The organism is Psychrobacter sp. APC 3426, assembly GCF_030408035.1.
In the GTDB taxonomy this organism is placed as follows: Bacteria; Pseudomonadota; Gammaproteobacteria; order Pseudomonadales; family Moraxellaceae; genus Psychrobacter.
In genome coordinates this window covers 43,112-64,932 of the sequence record NZ_JASDCF010000016.1, presented here as the reverse complement: position 1 = coordinate 64,932, position 21,821 = coordinate 43,112, and the positions used below count along the sequence as shown (strand labels likewise).

Below are 21,821 nucleotides of genomic sequence, written 5' to 3'. Positions count from 1 at the left end.
CGGTAAACGTATCACAGCTCAAAGGTGTCTCAAATACCGTTGATTTAGGCCTCAACTTTGATGGTGATATCGGTACTCCTGTCAATCGCACGCTCGGTCAGACGCTTAACGTCAAAGGTGGTGCAACCACGGATTTATCAGACAACAACATTGGCGTAGAAGCGGATGGTAGTAATACGCTAACCGTTAAGCTTGCTGAAAACTTAACAGGTCTTACTAGTGTGACTACTGGTAATACTGTTATGAGTAATGGCGGTGTTACCTTCCTTGGTAGCAGCGTAAGCTTAAGCGGTGCTGGTTTAAATAACGGTGGCAACCAGATAAAAGGGGTTGGTGCTGGTGTCGCACCTGATGATGCTGTTAACGTCAGTCAGTTAGGCAGCGCCATCTCGAGCAACAAGACTAAATACTACAGTGTTAAGTCGACAGGTGGTGACAACGAGTTGAATGATGGTGCAACGGGCATCAACGCCATGGCCATGGGTAAGAATGCAAAAGCCCAGGGCAGTCAAACCATCGCCATTGGTAGTAACACCACCGGACAAGACACGATTGCTAGTGGTGAGCAGTCTATCGCCATAGGTGCGAACGTTGTTTCATCGGGTGCATCCTCTATCGCGGTTGGTGGTGATGACTTAGACGCTGCCTCAAGAACCAATATTGACGGCACACTCTCTACTGGTGCATTGAATAGTGGCGGTGTGAATACAGCGTTTAATGACTACACTGGTCAAGACTTACTGAACACCAGTGACAAATATGGTGGACATACAGAAGCCGGTGGAGCAGCGTCCATAGCCATGGGTGCTAAAGCTCGATCTGCTGGTCATTTAGCAACAGCGATTGGCATACACTCAAATGCTGCCGGTACCGCTTCATCAGCGTTTGGTGTAGGTTCATCTGCATCAGCACAAGGTGCGCTTGCACTAGGAGCTGGTGCAACAGCATCAGTACAAGAGGGTGTGGCTTTAGGCGCCAGATCAGTGGCTAATGTCGGAGGCGGTGCAACAGGATTCACTCCAATAAGTGCAAGTTCGGTAGATCAATCTGCTATCGCAGCCACAAACAGTACCACGCTTGGCGCAGTCTCTGTTGGCAGTGCTAAAGACGGTACTCGTCAGATAGTCAATCTAGCGGCTGGTACCAACGACAGTGATGCGGTAAACGTATCACAGCTCAAAGGTGTCTCAAATACCGTTGATTTAGGCCTCAACTTTGATGGTGATATCGGTACTCCTGTCAATCGCACGCTCGGTCAGACGCTTAACGTCAAAGGTGGTGCAACGGGAACGCTAACTACGGGTAACATAGGTGTGGTTGCTGATGGCAATAATACCTTAAACATTCAGTTGGCGAAAAATATTGACTTAGGTACTACCGGCAGTGTGAAGATGGGCTCAAGCTCTCCGTTTGGGTTTAGTGACACTACGACACTTGATCGCTCTGGACTCACAACTGGCAATATACTGACCAAGACCACAGTCGATGGCTTAGGTGTTAGAACAGGTAATGTCCTAGTTAATACTACCGTTACTGGTGCAGGAATTGCTGTATCAAGTCCTCTGTCTACCACTATCATATCTAGCAATGGTTTGACCATCCTGAATGGTCCAAGCATCACTAAGAGTGGTGGTATTAACGCTGGAAACAGAAGGATTGTGAATGTTGATGATGGTGTAGACCCATTAGATGCGGTTAACTTCAGTCAGCTTGAAGGTTTCTCTGCAGCTGCTAAAACAGAAGTGGCCGCAGGTACTAACGTTGCTGACGTTGTGAAAACCACAGGTGGTAATGGTCAAGATGTTTATACCGTTAATGCCAATGGCTCTAAAACCTCGGCAGGTTCTGCTGCAGTAGAAGTAAGTTCTACTACTGATACAACAAATAACCTGACTGATTATGCGGTTGATCTAAGCCAAGCTAGTAAGGACAGCCTGCTTAAAGCGGACAACTCAGTGCAGTATGATAATGCAATTACTAGAGATATCGTTACTTTAGGTGGAGTTGGAGCAACTGGCCCAGTCACAATGACTAATGTCGCTACAGGGGATGTAAGCGAAGACAGTACTGATGCGGTGAATGGCAGTCAGTTACATGCTACCAATACTCAGATTAGCAAAGGCTTTGGATTAAAAGCTGCCGACGGTCAAACTATAATGAAACAGCTAGGGGAGCAGGTTAAAATAGTTGGCTCTAATAGCAATATCGATACACAAGTTAATACTGTTGACGGCACTGTAGAGATTGCGCTCAATGACAATCTAGATTTAGGCAATAACGGTACTGTCACCACAGGTAACTTATTAAGTGGTACTAACGTTAATCGCCTTGGCATGGTGACAGGTGGATTGCTAACGGGTGGCGTTACTACGGTCAGCGGTGCAGGTGTCACAGTCACAGGTTTAAACCCATTCAATCCTTCTAGCGCAGCTTTAACTAGCAATGGTTTGACCATCCTGAATGGTCCAAGCATCACTAAGAGTGGCGGTATTAACGCTGGAAACAGAAGGATTGTGAATGTTGATGATGGTGTAGACCCATTAGATGCGGTTAACTTCAGTCAGCTTGAAGGTTTCTCTGCAGCTGCTAAAACAGAAGTGGCCGCAGGTACTAACGTTGCTGACGTTGTGAAAACCACAGGTGGTAATGGTCAAGATGTTTATACCGTTAATGCCAATGGCTCTAAAACCTCGGCAGGTTCTGCTGCAGTAGAAGTAAGTTCTACTACTGATACAACAAATAACCTGACTGATTATGCGGTTGATCTAAGCCAAGCTAGTAAGGACAGCCTGCTTAAAGCGGATAGTGCCATGCAAAAAATAGTGACGCAAATCAATGGTAATGACGTCAAGACACTTGATAAAACTGACAATAAAGCCAACTTTGTCACTGGCAGCAACATTGTTTTATCAGAAGATAATGGCGGAATCAAAATCGCTACAACAGATGAGGTTGTCTTCACTAGTGTGACTACAGGCGATACATTGCTGAACAATGACGGTGTCACTCTGGTAGGTGGCAGTAACCAAACCGTCACGCTAAGTAATAACGGTCTAAACAATGGCGGCAATATAATCACTAACGTAGGTGATGGTGAAGAAGACACGGATGCCGTTAATATTAGACAATTAAATGCAACCAACAGCACAGTCGACTTGGGACTTGATTTCACAGGAGACGATACCACAGTTATCGTCAATCGTAAGTTAGGTGAGACGCTGACCATCCAAGGTGGCGCGACAGATTTAACTGAGAACAATATCGGTGTCGTTGCTGATGAAGATGGTAACCTAAACGTCAAGCTGAATAAAGACGTCAGACTTGGTGAAACTGGTAGTGTACGAATGGAAAGTACAGTACTTAACAATGCAGGTATCACTATCACTGATGGCCCTAACGAAACTATCACGTTGAGTAACGAAGGTCTTGATAATGGTAACAATAGAATTATTAAGGTTGCTCAAGGTATTGCGCCAACCGATGCTGTAAACTTTGCACAGCTCACCATGACTAATGATGAGATTGCTAAAGGGATCTATATTGGTGATGGTAATAGTGATAACGCTCAGCAGTTTGCCTTAGGTGATACCATCAATGTCACTGGGGATAGCAATATCACAACCATAGCCTCTACTACTGGTGTTCAAGTCAAGCTTAATAACCAATTGAACTTAAGCGACGAGGGTAATATTCAGATTGGTAATACCATTATGAATAATACTGGCTTTACGTTTATTGGTAACAAGCCCGAGGACACTGTTATATTGGGAGCGGGTGGCCTAAATAACGGCTTTAACCGAATCACTAACGTTGCAGCAGGTATTGATTTTACTGACGCTGCTACGGTTGGGCAGTTAGAGGCAGCAACCTATTCTCTAGATCAAGGTTGGGGTTTGAGTGCACAAGGTGATAACGCTACCATGGTCAAACAAGGCAGTGCTGTTGATATAAACAGCAGAGATGGCAATATCACGATTTCCAGAACACTTGCTAATGGTAGTTTGGCGCGTCAAGCAGGTCGAGCGGCAGACGTAAATGATATCAGCTTTGATCTAAATCGGGATATCTCCGTTGATAGTTTGCAAACGGGTGATAGTACGATGACTAGCGATGGTCTGACCATTGTAGGTGGCCCTAGTGTCACTAAAGCCGGTATCGATGCTGCTGGCACCAAAATTACTAATGTAATGAATGGTGATGTCTCTGAGAGCAGTCAAGATGCTATCAATGGTGGTCAGCTCTACGCTCAAGGCAGTGGTATTAGTAGTATTATTGGAGGAGATACAGTCTACAATCCTGTAGATGGAACCTTTACCAATAATAATATCGGTGGTACAGGTGAGAATAATATTGATGGTGCGATTGCTTCTATCAAACGAGGTGAAACCATTATTAATGAAAATATTCAAACGAATACCACCAATATCGAGACCAATACGACTAACATTGCTACCAACACGGCCGATATCGTAACGAATACTACAAATATCGAAACCAACACGACCAACATCAAGGTTAATAAGGATAAAATTGATGCAGGTCTCAACTTTGGTGCAGATAGCGGTGCTAATATCAACAAACCGGTAGGTGACGGTAATGTGCTCAGCTTCAAAGGTGGCAACAACATTACCACCACAGCACAAGGTAGTAGTATCAAGTTCGATCTCAATGGCAATATCAACATAGATAGTGTCACCACTGGCAATACGACGATTAATAATAGTGGTGTCAGTATTGCGGGCGGTCCTAGTATGACGGCAGCTGGCATATATGCAGGTAATGTTGAGACTGGGCCTAGCATGACTACAGACGGGATCTATGCAGGTGGCAAGACTATTACTGGAGTTGCTGATGGTGTCGCAGCGACAGATGCTGTTAATATCGGTCAATTAAGTGCACTTGATAACAGGCTTAATAATAATATGAACGATTTAGGCTACAAGATTGGTGAAGTTGAAGATGACGCAAACGCGGGTATCTCGGCAGCCATGGCCATGTCTTCATTGCCACAAGCCTTTATTCCAGGCAAGTCATTGATCGGTGGTGGTATTGGTACTTATAACGGAGAAAGCGCAGTGGCTATCGGCTTCTCTAAATTATCTAATGACGGTCGTTGGGTCATGAAAATAAATGGTACCGCAGATACTCAAGGCAATGCAGGTGGTTCGATTGGTGCAGGTTTTCACTTTGACTAATCAAACCAATTAAGTAGATGGTTAATAAAAAAAAGAAGCAAGGCATTAGATGTCTTGCTTCTTTTAGGCTTAGTGTCCCGTTCTAAAATAAGTTTACGGAAAAGGAGCTTATTCATGGACAAATTAGCAGTAGCAAAGATTAAGCGCACTCAATCAAAAGTTCTTAATCTTCGATAAACAGTGCTGTAAACCAACTCTACTAGACTGGCGTTAATAGACAGGATAAAATTGAATAGTCATTCAAATTTTGTAGCAGTGACTCCTTATGAGATTACGGCTTTTTAAGTGGGATATATTATGTCACGTACTGCACTTTATAATCGTCAAGATGCGTTAGAGCGAGCGCTAAAGCTGTTTTGGCAAAAAGGCTTTCACGCAACCTCTTTAAAGGACATAGAGCAAGCGCTAGATATGCGCCCAGGCAGTATCTACGCTGCATTTGGTAGTAAAGATGGATTGTTTCAAGAAGCGTTAGAGTATTATGCTCGTTCAGGATTGACTGAGCTTGAGCGTATACTGAGCAATCATGAATCGCCACTGCTAGGTTTGGCGGCTTATGTACGTCAGCTAGGTGGTATTCGTGAAAAGGATCTACCTAGCCGAGCTTGCATGCTAGTAAAAAGCTTGTTAGAGCTCGGTGCTCGTGAGCAGGCGGCATTACAAAAAGTTGAGATGCTACTGGCAGGTATGGAAACTCGCTTTATAGAATATTTTACGGCAGCTCAGCGATTAGGCGAGCTTGATAGTAAAGCGGATGTGACGCGGCTTGGACGACGACTACAAGCAGAGGTGATGGGACTGCGTGCGTTTGCGCAGCGTGATGTCGACAGTGCTGCTGTACAGTCACTCGCTGAGGATATGGCGTTGTCTATCGAAGCCATGCGTCTTGATACGACGATTAGCACCTAGACAATACTTAACTTTAGCAACATTTAAGATTCATTCAGATAGAAAGGGCTATATAGAGACTACAACCAGTTTGAAGTTGGTTAGAATCTCCATATAGCCCTTTTTTATGTCTAAAGAAGCATTGTAATAAGGCTGATAATCTACTTAGTAAGTAATCAGGGTGGCAAAAATGACAGCAACTCATTAAACTTGTCACACTCAAAGCCGACCCAATACCAGAATCCACTGGTTATCTAAGGATGTGTGATGTCGCCAAAAATGTTAACTCAAATTTCCACTCAACTGGCATTTATAATTTGTGTCATTGTCATTGCTGTCATGGGTGTCACCATGATTGGTTTTGGTTGGGTGCCACACCTCTCACTAGTACTCGCTATTTGTGTGCTACTGGCCATTGGTCTTATCAAAGGATTGAGCTTCGATGACATGCAGGCGCAAATGGCGTCTGGCGTTATGAGTGGTATCGGTGCGATATATCTGTTCTTTTTTATCGGTTTGATGGTGGCTGCACTGATGATGTCAGGTGCTATACCGACACTGATGTATTTTGGCTTTGAGCTGATATCGCCAGAGTATTATTATATCTCCGCATTTGTATTGACCTCTATTATTGGGGTTGCCTTAGGCAGCAGTTTGACCACAGCAGCGACATTGGGGGTGGCGTTTATTGGAATGAGTCATGCTTTTGATGCCAACGTCGCTATCGCCGCAGGAGCTGTGGTGTCGGGCGCTTTTTTTGGTGATAAGATGTCGCCGTTATCTGATACTTGTACTATCGCATCATCGGTGGTGGGCATTGACCTATTTGCTCATATTCGCAATATGATGTATACCACCGTACCTGCATGGATATTGACTGTCATACTTTTTTGGTTTTTCTCTGGGCAGACGGTTAGCTCTGATTTAAGCCAAGTGACTGTTTTGCAGGGTCAGCTGATAGATAGTGGCCTAGTACATAGTTATGCGATATTGCCTTTCATAGTGTTGGTTGGATTGGCGGTATTTCGCGTTAATGCCATTTATACGATTATCTGCACTATTGTTGTGGCACTGATTGTCACCTATTTTCATAGCACGCCTAGCATTGGGCAGCTGGGTGGTTATCTGTTTGCAGGTTATACACCAGCGGAGTCGTTAGAGTTAGGCGAAGTGGGCGGCATGATATCGCGTGGCGGTGTGCAAAGTATTTTCTTTACCCAAGCGATTGTGGTATTGGCACTGAGTCTTGGTGGACTGATGACCGCATTAGGCATCTTGCCAGCGCTGTTGTCAGGTATAAAACAATCACTAACCACATCAGGGCGTGCGATATTTGCCGCTGCCATGTCTGCGCTGAGTATCAACGTGTTAATTGGTGAGCAGTATTTGAGTATATTGTTATCAGGAACGGCCTTTCGTCAGACATTCGAACGTTTGAATTTACATCCTAAGAACCTATCACGCACTATCGAAGATGCAGGAACTGTCATCAATCCGCTGGTGCCTTGGAGTGTGTGTGGCGTATTTATCAGCCAAGCGTTAGGCGTGCCAGTGCTTGATTATCTGCCTTACGCGTTCTTTTGTTATCTGTCGCTACTGCTGACCTTAATATTCGGTTTTAGCGGTATTACGATTAGTCGTCTAAATAGTCCTGCCACTGATAAACGCATGACATAAAGTGCTGCTCTGATGCCTGACATGAATGGTTAACCATCACTTATCAAGCATCAGTTTATCAACTATCAACCTATTAATCGGTCTGTTCGCAGGCCGATTTTTTTGCCATGCAATTATTAAAAAACCCTTAAAAACTGTCTCATTAAGCGTAGCGTTTATTGCTGCTATCTGGCGGTCATAAAGCTACATAAAGACCGCTATGTATATATATGTTGTTATATATTGATGGGCATCCATAGTCTATGCTAACTTTTAGAACTTGATACATCCATTCAAAATATAAACGGACTAAATATATTGGCTATAGGACACTTTCTGCTGTAATTGATAAGTAGCCGTTTCTGTAATGATATAGCTAATAAGGGATACGGTGATGCTGCTCGAAAAAATAAAAACACCTGGATTGTCGCATTTGTCCTATCTAATAGGTTCAGGTAATCAAGCCGCAGTGATTGACCCACGTCGTGATTGTGCAATTTATGTTGAAAAAGCACGTGCGGCAGGGCTTGAGATTACTCATATATTCGAAACCCATCGCAATGAAGACTTGGTCTCTGGTGCTCCCACTTTGGCACAAATAACGGGGGCGACCGTACTTCATGGTCCGAATCCAGAGAAGCCCATTGTCTATGCGCAGACGGCGCATCATGGTGACTGCTTTGCCATCGGTCAGCTTGAGGTTCGAGTGATAGAAACGCCTGGGCACACTGATGACCATCTTGCCTATGCTCTATTTGATACGGCTTATCCAGATAGAGCCGTTGGAGTATTTACAGGCGATGCGTTATTCGTAGGTGACGTGGGTCGCACAGATTTTTATCCAGAGAGGCGCGAGGAGGTGGCAGGTCTGCTTTATGATTCGCTACAAAAGATATTAGCGCTTGGTGATCAAGCGATTATCTATCCTGCTCATGGTGCAGGTTCTGTTTGCGGCTCGGGTATGGCAGAACGAGAGTTCTCTACTGTCGGTCATGAAAGATTGAATAACCCGCGTCTACAGATTATGGACCGAGACGCCTTTATGCAATTCAAAGTCAGTGAAAATCATTATCAGCCACCGTACTTTAGACTCATGGAGCGTTTGAATATGGAGGGTGGTGAGGCACCACCATCTGTCATGCGCCCACGCAACCTGTCGTTACAGCAATTCAAAGACTGTGATGCTGAGCACATTATCGATATTCGGGAGCCGATGGCTTATGCATCCGGTCATTTCCCTAATGCCATGAGCTTGCCAGTAGGGATGATTTCTGCTTTTGCCGGATGGTTCATCGGTGATGGGGAGTGCTCGGTGCTGGTTGCCTCTGATGAAGAGCAGCTTGCCACTGCAATGGAGCATCTGGTGAGAATCGCGCTCGATGATATCGTCGGTGGTTATGTGGGCGTCATTGCAGCTGCCAAGCAAGGAGAACAGATGGCACAAATCCAGATGATTGGTACCGACGAGGTGAAAAGACGTCTTGATGACCCATCATTTGCTAAGATGATTACGAATGCTCGTAGTGAGAGCGCGGCTCATTTTAATAATAGCGGTTGGATATTGCTGGATGTCCGAGATGCTGATGAACGAGCAGCCGACGCCATAGAAGGGTCAAAGCATATCTATGTGGGACATCTAAACGAGCGCTGGACTGAGTTGGACAAAGATTGCCACTATACATTGATGTGTGCCAGTGGCCAACGCGCAACAGTTGCGGCAGGTTGGCTGGTAAGCCGAGGTTTTGATAAGGTTGATATTTATCTTGGCGGCATGAGTGCTTGGAGTGCCAGTCAGACATAGCTCTATAGTGTTATGCTTTTAGTGTCCATAAACTTTTCATTGTTTGAAAAGCTTATTAAGGACAGACCGTTAAGTCAGCTAAGCAGAATGACCGGTGAGAACGTTCTCAAAATAAGAACTCTGTTTTGCTATTTACCCTGTTTATATAGTCATTGATTACCCCATATAGTATTCATGTAGAAATAATCCAATATGGATTGCAAGTATTGAATAAAAATATAGGAGTACAAGTATGAGTACTACATCTGAACAGAATCGTACAATCTTACAGCAGTTGCCTGGTATGCCGACTTCGGACGGCGCTGGGGTAAAATTAACTCGTATTATTGGCACCCCTCAGCTCGATATGTTAGATCCTTTTCTGATGCTTGATTGCTTCGAGAGTGACGATGCTGATGACTATGTCGCTGGCTTCCCCACACATCCGCATCGTGGTTTTGAGACGGTGACTTATCTGTTGAATGGTCGTATGCGTCATAAGGACAATGCTGGTAACGAAGGCGTAATTGAGCCGGGCGGCGTACAATGGATGACTGCTGCTAAAGGTATTTTGCATTCAGAGATGCCAGAGCAAGAAGAAGGCCTGTTAAAAGGGTTTCAGCTGTGGGTGAATTTGCCAGCCAAAGCAAAAATGGGTGAGCCTGAGTATCAAGAGTTTCCGCCGGAATCCACGCCACTTGAGCACCGTGAGAATGGCACTGAGATTCGAGTCATCGCAGGCGAGACCAATCAAGGTACGGTAGGACCAGTCATAAATCAGTACACGTATCCTACCTATATGGATGTCAGCCTACCTGCTAATACAGGTTTTGAGCAGTCATTAGCAATTGATCACAATGCCTTTATTTATGTGATAGAAGGTGAAGTGGCAGTGCAAAATGTTGAAAAAGTGAGCGCTAAAAACTTAGCGATACTAAGTAAAGGCGATACTGTGAGCGTGACGAGTGGGGACAAGGGCGCAAGGTTTTTACTGATTGCAGGCAAGCCGCTTAACGAATCAGTTGCTCGTATGGGACCGTTCGTCATGAATACGCAAGCGGAAATACGTCAAGCGGTTGAGGATTTCCATAGTGGTAAATTTGCGCCAGTTGCGTGCCAGCATTAACGAATACAAAAGTACCTGCGAGCATACCGACTTGGCTGACCCAGTAGAATGTCCTCGCTTTAATCGCGGTGACGCCCATGAGTAAATTAATCAAAAAGAACGGAAATATCGGCACGAGGCGTAGGGTAAATAAGTAAAACCCGCCTTCTTTTTCAACGCCAGCATCAATGGCTGCTAAGCGTTCAGGAAAACGCTGCTTAATCGTATCACGCAGTAAATAACGTGAGGTTAAAAAGGCGAGTGTCGCACCAATGCTAGAGGCAAACGAGGCAACCAATAAACCTTGCCATAAGCCAAATAAAGCCCCAGCTGCTAAGGTTAAAATAGCTGCACCTGGTAAAGATAGGGCGGTGACGATGACATACAGCAAAAAGAACCCACCAATAATTAATAGTGGTGATTGCGCTTTGTAGTCGTTAAATTGCGCCATCGACCCTTTTAACATTTTCAGCGCAGAATTCCCCTACTTCTAAAGTAGAGGGATGAATGCGTCAGACTTTTGATATGGTACAATAGCTTCATGCCAAAACAAATCCTAAAAGCCCATAAAGTAAGATTATACCCCAATGAAGAACAGCAAATATTCTTTGCCAAATCATTCGGCTGTACACGCTTTATCTGGAATAGGATGCTTAGTGACAAGATTGATCATTACAACGAGCATAAGACCGAGCTTAAAAATACCCCTGCTCACTATAAAAAAGAATTTGAATGGCTTAAAGAAGTCGATAGTCTGGCACTGGCTAACGTCCAGCAAAACCTAAGAGCCGCTTATAGTAAATTCTTCAAAGGCGGTTTTGGCTTTCCTAAGTTCAAGAAAAAAGGCCATCGTGACAGCTACACCACCAATAATCAAAAGGGCACAGTAGCGATAACAGCTAACAGCGTTAAACTGCCTAAGATTGGTCATATCAAAGCCAAGTTTCCAGCCATGATAAATGGTTTGATTAAGAGCGCCACGGTCAGTAAAGAGCCTACAGGTAAGTATTTTGTCAGTTTACTGGTTGAGACTATTGTAGAGCCATTACCAAAAACCTACTCAAACATCGGCATTGATTTAGGCTTAACAGACTTCATCGTCTTATCAGACGGTACAAGAGTTGCTAACCCTAAGTTTTTGTCAAAGCTACAATGCAAACTGGCGCGTGAGCAAAAGATTTTAGCCAAACGTAGAGAATTCGCTAAGACCGCTAATCGTAAACTTAGTGACAGTCGTAACTACCAAAAGCAAAAAATCAAAGTTGCCAAAGTCTACGAGCGTATCACGAATTGCCGAAAAGACTTTCTACACAAACTCTCATTCAATCTCATCAAAAACCACGATGTGATTGCCATTGAGGACTTGAACGTCAAAGGCATGGTTAAGAATAAAAAGTTAGCTAAAGCCATATCAGACAGCTCATGGTCAGCGTTTACCACCATGCTGGCTTATAAAGCCGATTGGTACGGCAAAACGCTGGTGAAAATAGACAGATGGTATCCATCTTCTAAAACCTGCTCAGGGTGCGCTCATGTGCTGACTAAGGCTGAGCTACCATTACAGGTGAGATCATGGAATTGTCCGAGTTGCCAGCAAAAGCATGATAGAGATATAAACGCCAGTATCAACATCCTAAACGAAGGATTGAAGTTGGCAACACTCAAAACCGTCGGTGCGACGGGGTTAGCTTAGTCCATTTGCCTAACCGCTGATACAAAACATCGTATCAAGTATGGGTATTACCTAAGAAACCGCCACCTCTTTAGGTGGTCGGTAGTTCATCAGTTTTTATGTGACAGTCATAAGTATCAATCGTTTACTTTATGTTGAGTGATTACTCAAATATAAGCATTATAACTCCGCCACATAACGACTGAAAGGAATTGTAATGTTTTTTGAATGATTGTTCAAGTTTGTTTTATTACGGGTTTCTATAGTCTGGTTCTCAACATGGTGCGTGGGAAATGGTTGATAAGTGATAAGTGATAAGTGCGACTGTTTAAAAGTGGGTTTGATAGTAGGTTAGGATTAGTGAACTGATAATGTTGGTGATACACTAACCATTTTTACATCACGCTCTAATAAAAGATAAAGCGATGGTTGCAATAAAGCAGGCTGCGGCACTGTTTCAACCCTTGACATACTTCTCAAAGAGCCACCATAAAGGTTCATTAGGCATTTATTCACTAGCTATTAATTAAGGAAAGAGTATGTATATCACTGCTAATTTCGACGCAGGTAATATTGACGTTATTAATTTAGATAATAAAAAAGACATTCAATTGGCGATTCGCCCAGACGTTGGTGACGAGTTTTTCCAATGGTTTAACTTTCGTTTGTCAGGTGAGATTGGTGAGCAATATGTTCTCAATATTGTCAATGCAGGAGAGGCATCCTATGTTAAGGGGTGGGAGCATTACCAAGCCGTCGCATCGTACGATCGGGAATATTGGTTCCGTCTGCCTACCACTTATAAAGATGGCAAGCTAACCATCGTGGCAGAGCTAGAATGTAACACCATTCAAATTGCGTATTTTGCCCCTTACAGTTATGAGCGTCATCAAGATTTATTGGCTGCTGTACAAACGCATCCGTTGGTGACATTAGAGCACTTAGGAGAAACGCTTGATAAGCGCGACTTAACCTTGGTTAAAATTGGTGATAGTAATAATGCTGCGAATAAACGCAATATTTGGATCACTGCGCGTCAGCATCCCGGTGAGACGATGGCTGAATGGTTGGTTGAGGGATTGTTGTATAGCCTATTAGACAGTGATAACGCCACTGCTAAGCTGTTATTAGAAAAGGCGAACGTCTATATCGTACCGAATATGAACCCCGACGGTAGCGTGCGCGGACATCTTCGTACCAACGCCGTCGGGACTAACCTAAACCGCGAATGGTTGAACCCAAGCTTAGAGAAAAGCCCTGAAGTGTTTCATGTGATTAATAAAATGGAAGAGACGGGCGTTGACCTGTTTTATGATGTGCACGGCGATGAAGCACTGCCTTATGTGTTCCTTGCCGGCTCTCAAGGGACACCTAGTTATAATGACCGCCTTGCAAGTCTACGTGAAAGATTTTCAGACGTACTAAAGCTAGCCAGTGCTGATTTTCAGTCTGAATTTGGTTATGACATTGATGCGCCAGGTACAGCAAATATGACGGTGGCCACTAATTGGGTGGCTGAACGCTTTGATTGTCTGGCCAATACTTTAGAGATGCCATTCAAAGATAATGATAATCTACCTGATATGGATGCGGGCTGGTCACCAGAACGTTCTGTTAAATTAGGGGAAGCATCGTTAATAGCCATGTTAGCAGTGGTTGATAACTTACGTTAATTGACACGTAGGTTAACCAATGATTTGACGTCAGGGAGTGATTTAATCTAATGTGTGAAAGTTATCTAGGCCTTTAACAACAAGCTGTCAGATAAGAATCCCCTTGTAGCACGGAGTTACAAGGGGATTTTTATTGTGTAATGGTGGGCCTACTAAGAGCAAGCTTAAATTTGAAAGCACTTTAATAGCAAACACGATTCTTGTCATCGTATTGTCATAACCGCACCGTATCCTTGAGCTCACTATAAATAGCGGTTGCGTAGCACTCACATCTTTAGTCATTTATTGGTTTATGGATAATAGTCAGCGCGTAGACATTAGGTGTGTTTATGAAGGTTGTTGGTCGGTTTGCTAGTATCTCTACCCGTATATTGATTATCTTAGCATTGGCTTTTTTGCTTATTGTTTTGTTGGCGTATTGGGTCATCGAGACCCAAGCCAAGCCCCGCATACTGGAGATGACCTCAGAGATAGTGGTGGAGACAGGTAATGAAGCCATTAATAGCATTATGGTCAGTATCAACCATGTTGACGGGCTAGCCAAAGCCACTAGCACAATGGCAGGAGGCTTGCCAAAACAAGACAGGCTTTATAAAGAAACGTTTGGCAACCTCATGCAGCAGACGGACCAACGAATTGTGGGCGGTGGGGTTTGGTTTGATCCTAATATGTATGCTCAAGGCCGAGAACGGAAGTCATTTGTGTGGGCACGTGATGAGTCAGGGGTGATGCAGCCATTAGAGCGTCAAACACCTAATCCTTATTATCGAGACTGGTGGTACATTCCTGCGATGTATGCGCGTCATGACCACTGTGTCTGGAGTCGTGCCTATATTGATCCTGTAAGTAATCAGCCAATGATGACATGTGCCAAGGCTTTGTATGACAGCCGTAATCAGGCTTTTGATGGGGTGGTGAGCTTTAACCTGTTATTGGACAACCTCGGTGCTGCCATGAGTAAATGGCAAGATAAGCTCGGCGGCTATGTATTTTTAGTAGACTTAGATAATCGGTTTTTAACCTTTCCAGATCAATCAATGGTCACGCAAGCGACTGAGAATAATCCGCAAGGTGAAGTCGTAACGGCGCGCCAGTTGGCTGATAGCAATCCTAATTTTAGTCCTATAGCGGACAGCCTAGATAGTATCAATGATAGGCTGATTGATGAAGCGGTGGCCAAAGATGAAGGCCGCTTTACGCTCGCTGCCCGTAGTATCTTAAGCACCACCAATCTGGACAAAATTAGCGAGCAAGAGTCAAAACTGCTCTCCGCACTACTGCTGTTAAATATCGATCAAATGTTTAATTTAGTAGACAGTCATTTGGTTGATACCATCTCTGTGCCCAATGACTTTGTGTTGCAGCAGCCTGCAACTGCTTTTGTCTTTCGTATGCCCTTTACCTATTGGAAAATGGTCGTGGTCAAGCCTGATAATGACATGATGAGCGTGGCAAATGCCCTGTCCAATAAACTGACTCAAGCCATGTTATTGGGCTTTATCCCTATCTTATTGTTGACTGCATGGGTATTTCGTCGCTACTTTACTCGCCCGCTAAAGCATATGGCGCAGGCAGTTGCTGATCTGGGCACGCTGATTGAACAAAAAAAATATCAGCAATTAAGCGCGCACAAACTGCCACACTCAAAAGTCAGTGAAATCCAAATCATCAGTGAGCAGACCAATCAGCTGATTGACCGCATCGTCGAAAACGAAGGCGCGCTTGCTGAAATCAACGTCCATCTAGAAAAGCAAGTCGCTGCCCGTACGCAAGACTTACAGCAAGCCATGAATGAGCTAAAAGCCTCACAAGTGCAGCTGGTACGCTCCGAAAAAATGGCCACATTAGGCCAAATGGTGGCAGGCGTGGCGCACGAGGTCAACACTCCGCTCGGCTATGTGCGCAGTAATATGGAGCTGGTAGGTGATAATCTCACACGTTTTGATGAGTTGATACAGCATACTGATCAATTATTGCACGCCTTAAAAGCGCCAAGTGTCAATCAAGAAAAAGTCGAGCAAGTGATAGAGCAAACATTACAATGCTGCGAGGAAATTAAAGAAGATGAGGTCAGTGAAGATTTGGCAGGCTTGATTAAAGACGGCCTGTATGGCGTCGATCAGATTGCAGAGCTGGTAGTCAGCTTACGCGACTTTTCTCGAATTGATGAATCTAAAGTAAAAGAGGTCGATATCAATGACTGCATCACCACCTCACTTGTCATGGCGCGCAATAATCTAAAAACCTTAGACGTCAGCACCGACCTAACCGAGCTGCCGTTGATTCAATGTAACCCTTCACAAATCAACCAAGTGTTATTGAACCTATTTAATAATGCTGCCCAAGCCATGCCGCTCGATCATAAAGGCAAGTTGCAGGTGATCTCGTCTATCGATGAGGCGCAGCAGCACATTGTTGTGAGTGTCAAAGACAATGGTGTCGGTATCAAAGAAAGTACGCTGGCACATATTTTTGAGCCATTTTTTACTACCAAAAAAGCTGGTGAAGGTACAGGCTTGGGACTGGCTATTAGCGCCCAAATTATTGAGCAGCATCATGGACGCATGGAGGTCAACTCAGTCGTTGGAGAGGGCACTACATTCACCCTTGTGCTACCAGTACAGTCTATTGCGCATAAAAACAAACCTGCCCACGCCTTATTTGAAAGTTAAGAGGCTTTAAAAAAAAGAGAATGTCATGCAAAAACCAAAAATTGCCTTTATTGACGATGAGCCGCGCATTTTACGCAGTTTAAAAATGCACTTTCGCCAGTCGCACGATGTGTTTACGACGACCAATTCCACTGAGCTGATGGAGTATGTCAGCACGCATGATGTACAAGTCGTTATTAGCGACCAGCGTATGCCAGATAAGCAAGGCACAGAAGTATTGCGTGATATTAAAGAGGTTTCACCAAATACCATTCGTATTTTATTAACAGGTTATGCGGACTTAAATGCTGTGATCGAATCGGTCAACGAAGGTGAGATCTATCGCTATATAACCAAACCTTGGCAAAATGATGAGCTAAAAAAAATCGTCAACAAAGCGACAGAAATTGCTCAGCAAACGCAAGACATTTTTCCTACGGTTATTCAAGACAAAGAAAGTCAGGGCTATATGCATAGCAGCAGTGCTAGCAAGCGTCATATACTGGTGTTAGATGATGATGAGAGTGTCTATCAGCAAATAAAAAGTCATTTTAAGAGCGCTTATACAGTGAGCTGGGCAAGCAATCTTGAACAGGCTGCAAATTTATTACAAAAAAGGCGTTTTGGTGTCACCATTGCCGACGCGATGCTAAATGAGGAAAATATCACCCCCGTTGTGTATGCTCTAAAAAATATCCAGCCAGACTTGATGGTTTTGATGTTGACTGAGTTTAAAGATGCACACATGGTGATTGACTTGATCAATAAAGGTCAGGTATATCGCTGTTTACCACGACCGACCAATTTGTCTATGCTGAGTATCAGTCTTGATCGCGCATTTGATCATCATGAAAGGCTGGTGCAGCAGCCGATATTGGCGGCGCGACACCATGTTGAAGCGGTTCCTGCGTCAGAGACTTTCAGTTTTTCTGAGAGGTTAAAAGGTTTTTTTACCAAATTCAGGGGTTGGCGGTTTGGTGGATAAGGCTAATCGATAATTGCCAAAGAAAGAATATTGATAGCGGCTATGACGCGACGTGACTTTAGCAACGACTATATTTGTGAGGGATGGTTTTAAATTGTTAGATGAGACCTGCTTTGTATTTAACGCCCTAACTATAGTCAAAATATCCTAAAAACGCTGCGGTATTGCTGATATCAATTTTTTGTAGCCTCTATCTGCGTAGGCACAGCAAGCAAGAAAATTGATATCAGCAGCGCGTGATGTATCGATATTACTTTTCGCTGACTATATCAACACTACGAGGTTTTTTTATAGGTTGTTATCTAAATATTTGTCATCAGACTGTCATGGAGTTTCAGTAGACTCAAACATAAATCGTATCTTGGTCGTTACAACGATAACGCCGCGATATTTTTATACCAACCAAGCCTACTAAATGCAGCCTAAAAGGTGACTGAACATGACCTCATTGAATAACAAGCAGCCGCTTGCGCACGAAGTTGTTGAAGACTCTAACCTGACTGATAATATTGACTTTCAAACCATTATCAATCGCCGTATGAATCGCCGAAGTATCCTAAAAGGTGGCACAGGGTTGACGGCGGCGGCGTTTTTTGGTGCACTACCTTTGGTTGGCTGTAGTGACGATGATGATAGCAATTTGGCTGTTAAACCCAGCGACGATAACAGTGCCGCTATTCCTGCGCAAGGTAACTTAAAACGTCCTGAGACCTTGAAGTTTGCAGCTGTACCACATTCAACAGCCGACACGATGAGCGTGGCGGCAGGTTATAAAGCCGAGATGATATTACCACTAGGCATGCCGCTGATATCTGGTATCGATGATTGGAAAGACAATCGTGAGCAGTCTGCTGAGTCGTTTGAGTGGCGTATGGGCGACAACCATGATGGCATGTGGTTCTTTGGTAAAAACGGCAATGCGTACGACGCCAAAGCGTCAGAAAATGGTTTGCTAGTCATGAACCATGAATATGTAAACAGTAGTGAGCTTAGCCCATTTGGTTATCATGTCATCCAAGATAGTAACGCTGCGGCAATTTTTCAAAACCGTCGCCTCGCAAGCGACGTGCGCCGTGAGGTCAACTGTCATGGGGTCGCGGTGGTTGAGATGCGCCGCCGCGCTGATGGTATGGGTTATGAGATGGTGCCCAATTCGAAATACAATCGCCGCATTACCAGCAGTACGACTGCCCAATTAACAGGTCCTGTTGCGGGCTCTGATTTGGTTAAGACCAAGTTTGATCCGACAGGGTTTCAAACTCGCGGTATTAATAATAACTGCGGAGCAGGTCTCTCACCTTGGGGTACTTATCTGACCACAGAAGAGAACTTTTTAGGCGTATTTGCCCGAGGGCAAGATGCCAATCAACTGAGCGCTGGACATAACTACGGTCGTGAGCGCTACGGGGCAACAGAGGATTTCCCTGGTTGGGAATATCTGTGGCATACGCCTGATGCCAAAGATGCTACTATCCCTGACGAGTTTTCACGTTGGGATATGACCGCCGTCGGTGCCAGCGCTGCCGACGACTACCGTCATGCATTCAATACCTTTGGTTATATCACCGAGATTGACCCTTTTGACCAACATGCTATACCGCAAAAACGTACGGCATTGGGTCGTTTCGCTCATGAAAACTGTGCCTATGCACCTGTTGAGAAAGGTAAACCCGTGGTCTTTTATATGGGCGACGATGCCCGCGGCGAATATATTTATAAGTTCGTCTCCAAGACAATGTGGTCAAATGCTGATATCGGCGGCGGCTTAAAAGTGGGCAATAAATATTTGGACGATGGCACGCTATATGTTGCTATTTTTAATGAAGATGGCAGCGGGGCGTGGAAAGCACTTGTCCATGGTCAAAATGGATTGGATACCTCTAATACTGTCTTGCCGTTCCATGGACAAGATGAGGTGTTGGTCTTTGCCCGTGCCGCTGCAGATGTCGTTGGGGCGACTAAGATGGATCGACCTGAATGGGTATCGGTCAGCCCGATAACGGGTGAGGTATATGTGACCTTGACCAATAATAAATATCGCGGCGTAAGTGACGATCAACCGCTCTCAGCGTCGAATCCGCGCAGCTATCAAGTTGGTGGCAAAGTGCGCGGTAATGACAATGGCCATATCATTCGCTGGGCAGAAGCAGGTGGCGATCATGCGGCAACAAGTTTTGAGTGGGATATTTATTTGTTTGCTTCACCAGGTGATTTGTCAGCGGAAAACTTATCACAGCTAAATGACAACAACGATTTATCATCGCCAGACGGGCTGTATTTTGATCCACGTGGGGTGTTGTGGATTCAGACAGATGATGGCGCTTATACGGATACCAGCAGTTGTATGTTGCTTGCGGCGCTACCGGGCAAAGTCAGCGATGGTTCGCTTATGACCACTTCAGCAGGGCAGCAAACCCGAGTCGGCATGCCTGCCAGTAATGACAATATCAAACGCTTTTTCGTCGGTCCTGAGGGCTGCGAGGTGACTGGTATCACTATGACGCCAGACTTTAAAACCCTCTTTATTAATATTCAACATCCAGGCAACAGCTGGGGCGCCGTTGCAGGTGGCAGTACCCCGCGCTCAGCGACGGTCATGATTACGCGTGAAGATGGCGATGTGATATTGGCTGAGTCATTTGATACCGTAAGCAGTAGCACTTAAGAATCTTCTTAATCTTCAACAAAAAAACCAATATGCTTGATATTCTTTTCTCTGTTTATGGAGAATAAGGATGCAAGTATATTGGTTATTGTATTTTTAAACGACGGTTTTAAGAATAGGTTATGCGTTCAGTTGTTACTTTGCTTAGGTATGCCACTGACCTTGAACCATAATACCTGCAATAGGATTTAACCCCATTTGATAAGCTAGGTCAGCAGGGCGGGCGATGTCCCATAATGCTAAATCAGCATCGTAACCCACTTCTATTTTACCTTTGTTGGCTAGACCTAACGCTTGTGCCGCATGAACAGTCGTCCCTGCCAATACTTCTTCAGTAGTGAGATAAAATAGGGTACAGCCCATATTCATCGCTAATAACAGCGACGTCAATGGCGAAGTGCCGGGGTTGCAATCTGTTGAAACGGCAATCGGAACTTGGTGTTTACGCAATGCTTCTATCGGTGGCAGCTTAGTATCACGTAGCGTATAAAAAGCACCTGGCAATAGCACGGCTACCGTGTTGCTTGCGGCCATTTTTTTAATATCGTCTTCTACTAAATGTTCAAGATGGTCGCTTGATAGTCCTTGGTATTCTGCTACCAAAGCACTAGCGCCTATGTTTGATAACTGCTCAGAATGCAACTTAACTGGTAAGTCTAATGAACGAGCGACTTCAAAGACGCGCTTGATTTGCGCAGCAGTAAAAGCGATGTTTTCACAAAATCCATCGACCGCATCGACCAAGCCCTCGCTATGCAAGATTGGCAACCACTGACAAACTTGCTCGATATACGCATCGGCATTGTCTTTATACTCTGGCGGTAGCGCATGGGCGGCTAGATAAGTGGTGCTAACATGAATGTTGTGTTTATCACCGAGCGCTCGGGCGACTTTTAGCATTTTTCGCTCAGTTTCTAAGTCCAGCCCATAGCCAGATTTGATTTCAATACTGGTCACGCCTTCTTTTATGAGCGCGAGCAGACGTTTTTCACTTTGTGCAAACAATTCTTCCTCATTCGCTGCGCGGGTGGCGCTAACGGTTGAGACAATGCCGCCACCTTGTGCCGCGATATCTTGATAACTGGCACCTTGCAATCGTGCTTCGAACTCATTGCTGCGGTTACCGCCATAAACGATATGGGTATGACAATCGATGAGTCCAGGCGTGACCCAGTTGCCATCAACGTCTTTGATTTGATCTCTTTTATAATGAGTAAGATGCGGCTTGATTTGCTCATGCGTACCAACCCATGCAATTTTGCCGTCTTTGATACCGATAGCGGCATTTTCTAATTGACCATAAGGGGTGCTTTTATTTTGATCATTGCTTTGATTGGCGCTTTGATTGGCGCTTTGGTTGTCGCGATAAATATCAAACCCGTATTGCTCTGAAAAGGTGGCAAGATTGGCATTGATAATGATGTAGTCAAACGATGTCAGAGTGGAATCGTTTATAGGCATTTGATCTGTAGAATTTATTGTATTAGTCATAATGTGCTCCTGCTTATTTTAGTTTAGAGCTAGCAATTTTGAGTAAGAAGCTACAGTCAG

12 protein-coding genes are annotated in these 21,821 nt (G+C 44.4%); 10 read left to right on the top strand and 2 right to left on the bottom strand.

Features of this window, described 5'->3' with window-relative positions; all coding sequences use genetic code 11:
• The 5 genes from QL919_RS09210 to QL919_RS09190 all read left to right on the top strand — a co-directional run.
• On the top strand, positions 1-5,195 hold a 5,195-nt coding region (locus QL919_RS09210; protein WP_290189251.1), incomplete at its 5' end, for a YadA-like family protein.
• 297 nt (positions 5,196-5,492) lie between these two features.
• Complete coding sequence (locus tag QL919_RS09205) at positions 5,493-6,104, top strand: TetR/AcrR family transcriptional regulator (RefSeq protein WP_290189250.1); 612 nt, start codon at positions 5,493-5,495, stop codon at positions 6,102-6,104.
• Positions 6,105-6,350: 246 nt separating this feature from the next.
• A complete protein-coding gene (locus tag QL919_RS09200; RefSeq protein WP_290189249.1) occupies positions 6,351-7,760 on the top strand; it encodes a Na+/H+ antiporter NhaC family protein in 1,410 nt (469 codons plus the stop codon).
• Positions 7,761-8,133: 373 nt separating this feature from the next.
• A complete protein-coding gene (locus tag QL919_RS09195; protein WP_290189248.1) occupies positions 8,134-9,540 on the top strand; it encodes an MBL fold metallo-hydrolase in 1,407 nt (468 codons plus the stop codon).
• Between the two features lie 232 nt (positions 9,541-9,772).
• Positions 9,773-10,645, top strand: a complete 873-nt coding sequence (locus QL919_RS09190) for a pirin family protein (protein ID WP_290189247.1) — start codon at positions 9,773-9,775, stop codon at positions 10,643-10,645.
• Here the strand turns inward: QL919_RS09190 and QL919_RS09185 are convergent.
• Positions 10,563-11,090 carry a TVP38/TMEM64 family protein gene (locus tag QL919_RS09185; protein WP_290189246.1) on the bottom strand — a complete coding sequence of 176 codons (528 nt, stop codon included), beginning with the start codon at positions 11,088-11,090 and terminating at the stop codon, positions 10,563-10,565. The two genes, QL919_RS09190 and QL919_RS09185, sit on opposite strands and share 83 nt — an antisense overlap.
• Before the next feature lie 75 nt (positions 11,091-11,165).
• Here QL919_RS09185 and tnpB point away from each other — a divergent pair, with 75 nt between their 5' ends.
• From tnpB to QL919_RS09160, 5 genes are all read left to right on the top strand, one after another.
• Positions 11,166-12,317 (top strand): IS200/IS605 family element RNA-guided endonuclease TnpB, encoded by a 1,152-nt coding sequence (tnpB, locus tag QL919_RS09180; protein WP_290189245.1) that lies wholly within the window; start codon positions 11,166-11,168, stop codon positions 12,315-12,317.
• A 518-nt stretch (positions 12,318-12,835) separates the two neighbouring features.
• On the top strand, positions 12,836-13,969 hold the full coding sequence (locus QL919_RS09175; protein WP_290189244.1) for a M14-type cytosolic carboxypeptidase: 1,134 nt from the start codon (positions 12,836-12,838) through the stop codon (positions 13,967-13,969).
• A gap of 329 nt (positions 13,970-14,298) precedes the next feature.
• Positions 14,299-16,641 (top strand): ATP-binding protein, encoded by a 2,343-nt coding sequence (locus QL919_RS09170; protein WP_290189243.1) that lies wholly within the window; start codon positions 14,299-14,301, stop codon positions 16,639-16,641.
• A gap of 25 nt (positions 16,642-16,666) precedes the next feature.
• Positions 16,667-17,605 (top strand): response regulator, encoded by a 939-nt coding sequence (locus tag QL919_RS09165; protein ID WP_290189242.1) that lies wholly within the window; start codon positions 16,667-16,669, stop codon positions 17,603-17,605.
• Between the two features lie 439 nt (positions 17,606-18,044).
• A complete protein-coding gene (locus QL919_RS09160) occupies positions 18,045-20,270 on the top strand; it encodes a PhoX family phosphatase (protein WP_290189241.1) in 2,226 nt (741 codons plus the stop codon).
• 144 nt (positions 20,271-20,414) lie between these two features.
• Here the strand turns inward: QL919_RS09160 and hutI are convergent, their stop codons facing one another.
• Positions 20,415-21,761, bottom strand: a complete 1,347-nt coding sequence (gene hutI, locus QL919_RS09155) for an imidazolonepropionase (RefSeq protein WP_290189240.1) — start codon at positions 21,759-21,761, stop codon at positions 20,415-20,417.
• Between the last annotated feature and the right edge of the window lie 60 nt (positions 21,762-21,821).

Bases quoted from the DNA above. Each gene is read 5' to 3' on its own strand.
- QL919_RS09175 (WP_290189244.1), top strand. From the start codon at position 12,836: ATGTATATCACTGCTAATTTCGACGCAGGTAATATTGACGTTATTAAT.
- QL919_RS09200 (WP_290189249.1), top strand. From the start codon at position 6,351: ATGTCGCCAAAAATGTTAACTCAAATTTCCACTCAACTGGCATTTATA.
- QL919_RS09190 (WP_290189247.1), top strand. From the start codon at position 9,773: ATGAGTACTACATCTGAACAGAATCGTACAATCTTACAGCAGTTGCCT.
- QL919_RS09195 (WP_290189248.1), top strand. From the start codon at position 8,134: ATGCTGCTCGAAAAAATAAAAACACCTGGATTGTCGCATTTGTCCTAT.
- QL919_RS09170 (WP_290189243.1), top strand. From the start codon at position 14,299: ATGAAGGTTGTTGGTCGGTTTGCTAGTATCTCTACCCGTATATTGATT.
- hutI (WP_290189240.1), bottom strand. From the start codon at position 21,761: ATGACTAATACAATAAATTCTACAGATCAAATGCCTATAAACGATTCC.
- QL919_RS09160 (WP_290189241.1), top strand. From the start codon at position 18,045: ATGACCTCATTGAATAACAAGCAGCCGCTTGCGCACGAAGTTGTTGAA.
- QL919_RS09165 (WP_290189242.1), top strand. From the start codon at position 16,667: ATGCAAAAACCAAAAATTGCCTTTATTGACGATGAGCCGCGCATTTTA.
- QL919_RS09185 (WP_290189246.1), bottom strand. From the start codon at position 11,090: ATGTTAAAAGGGTCGATGGCGCAATTTAACGACTACAAAGCGCAATCA.
- QL919_RS09205 (WP_290189250.1), top strand. From the start codon at position 5,493: ATGTCACGTACTGCACTTTATAATCGTCAAGATGCGTTAGAGCGAGCG.
- tnpB (WP_290189245.1), top strand. From the start codon at position 11,166: ATGCCAAAACAAATCCTAAAAGCCCATAAAGTAAGATTATACCCCAAT.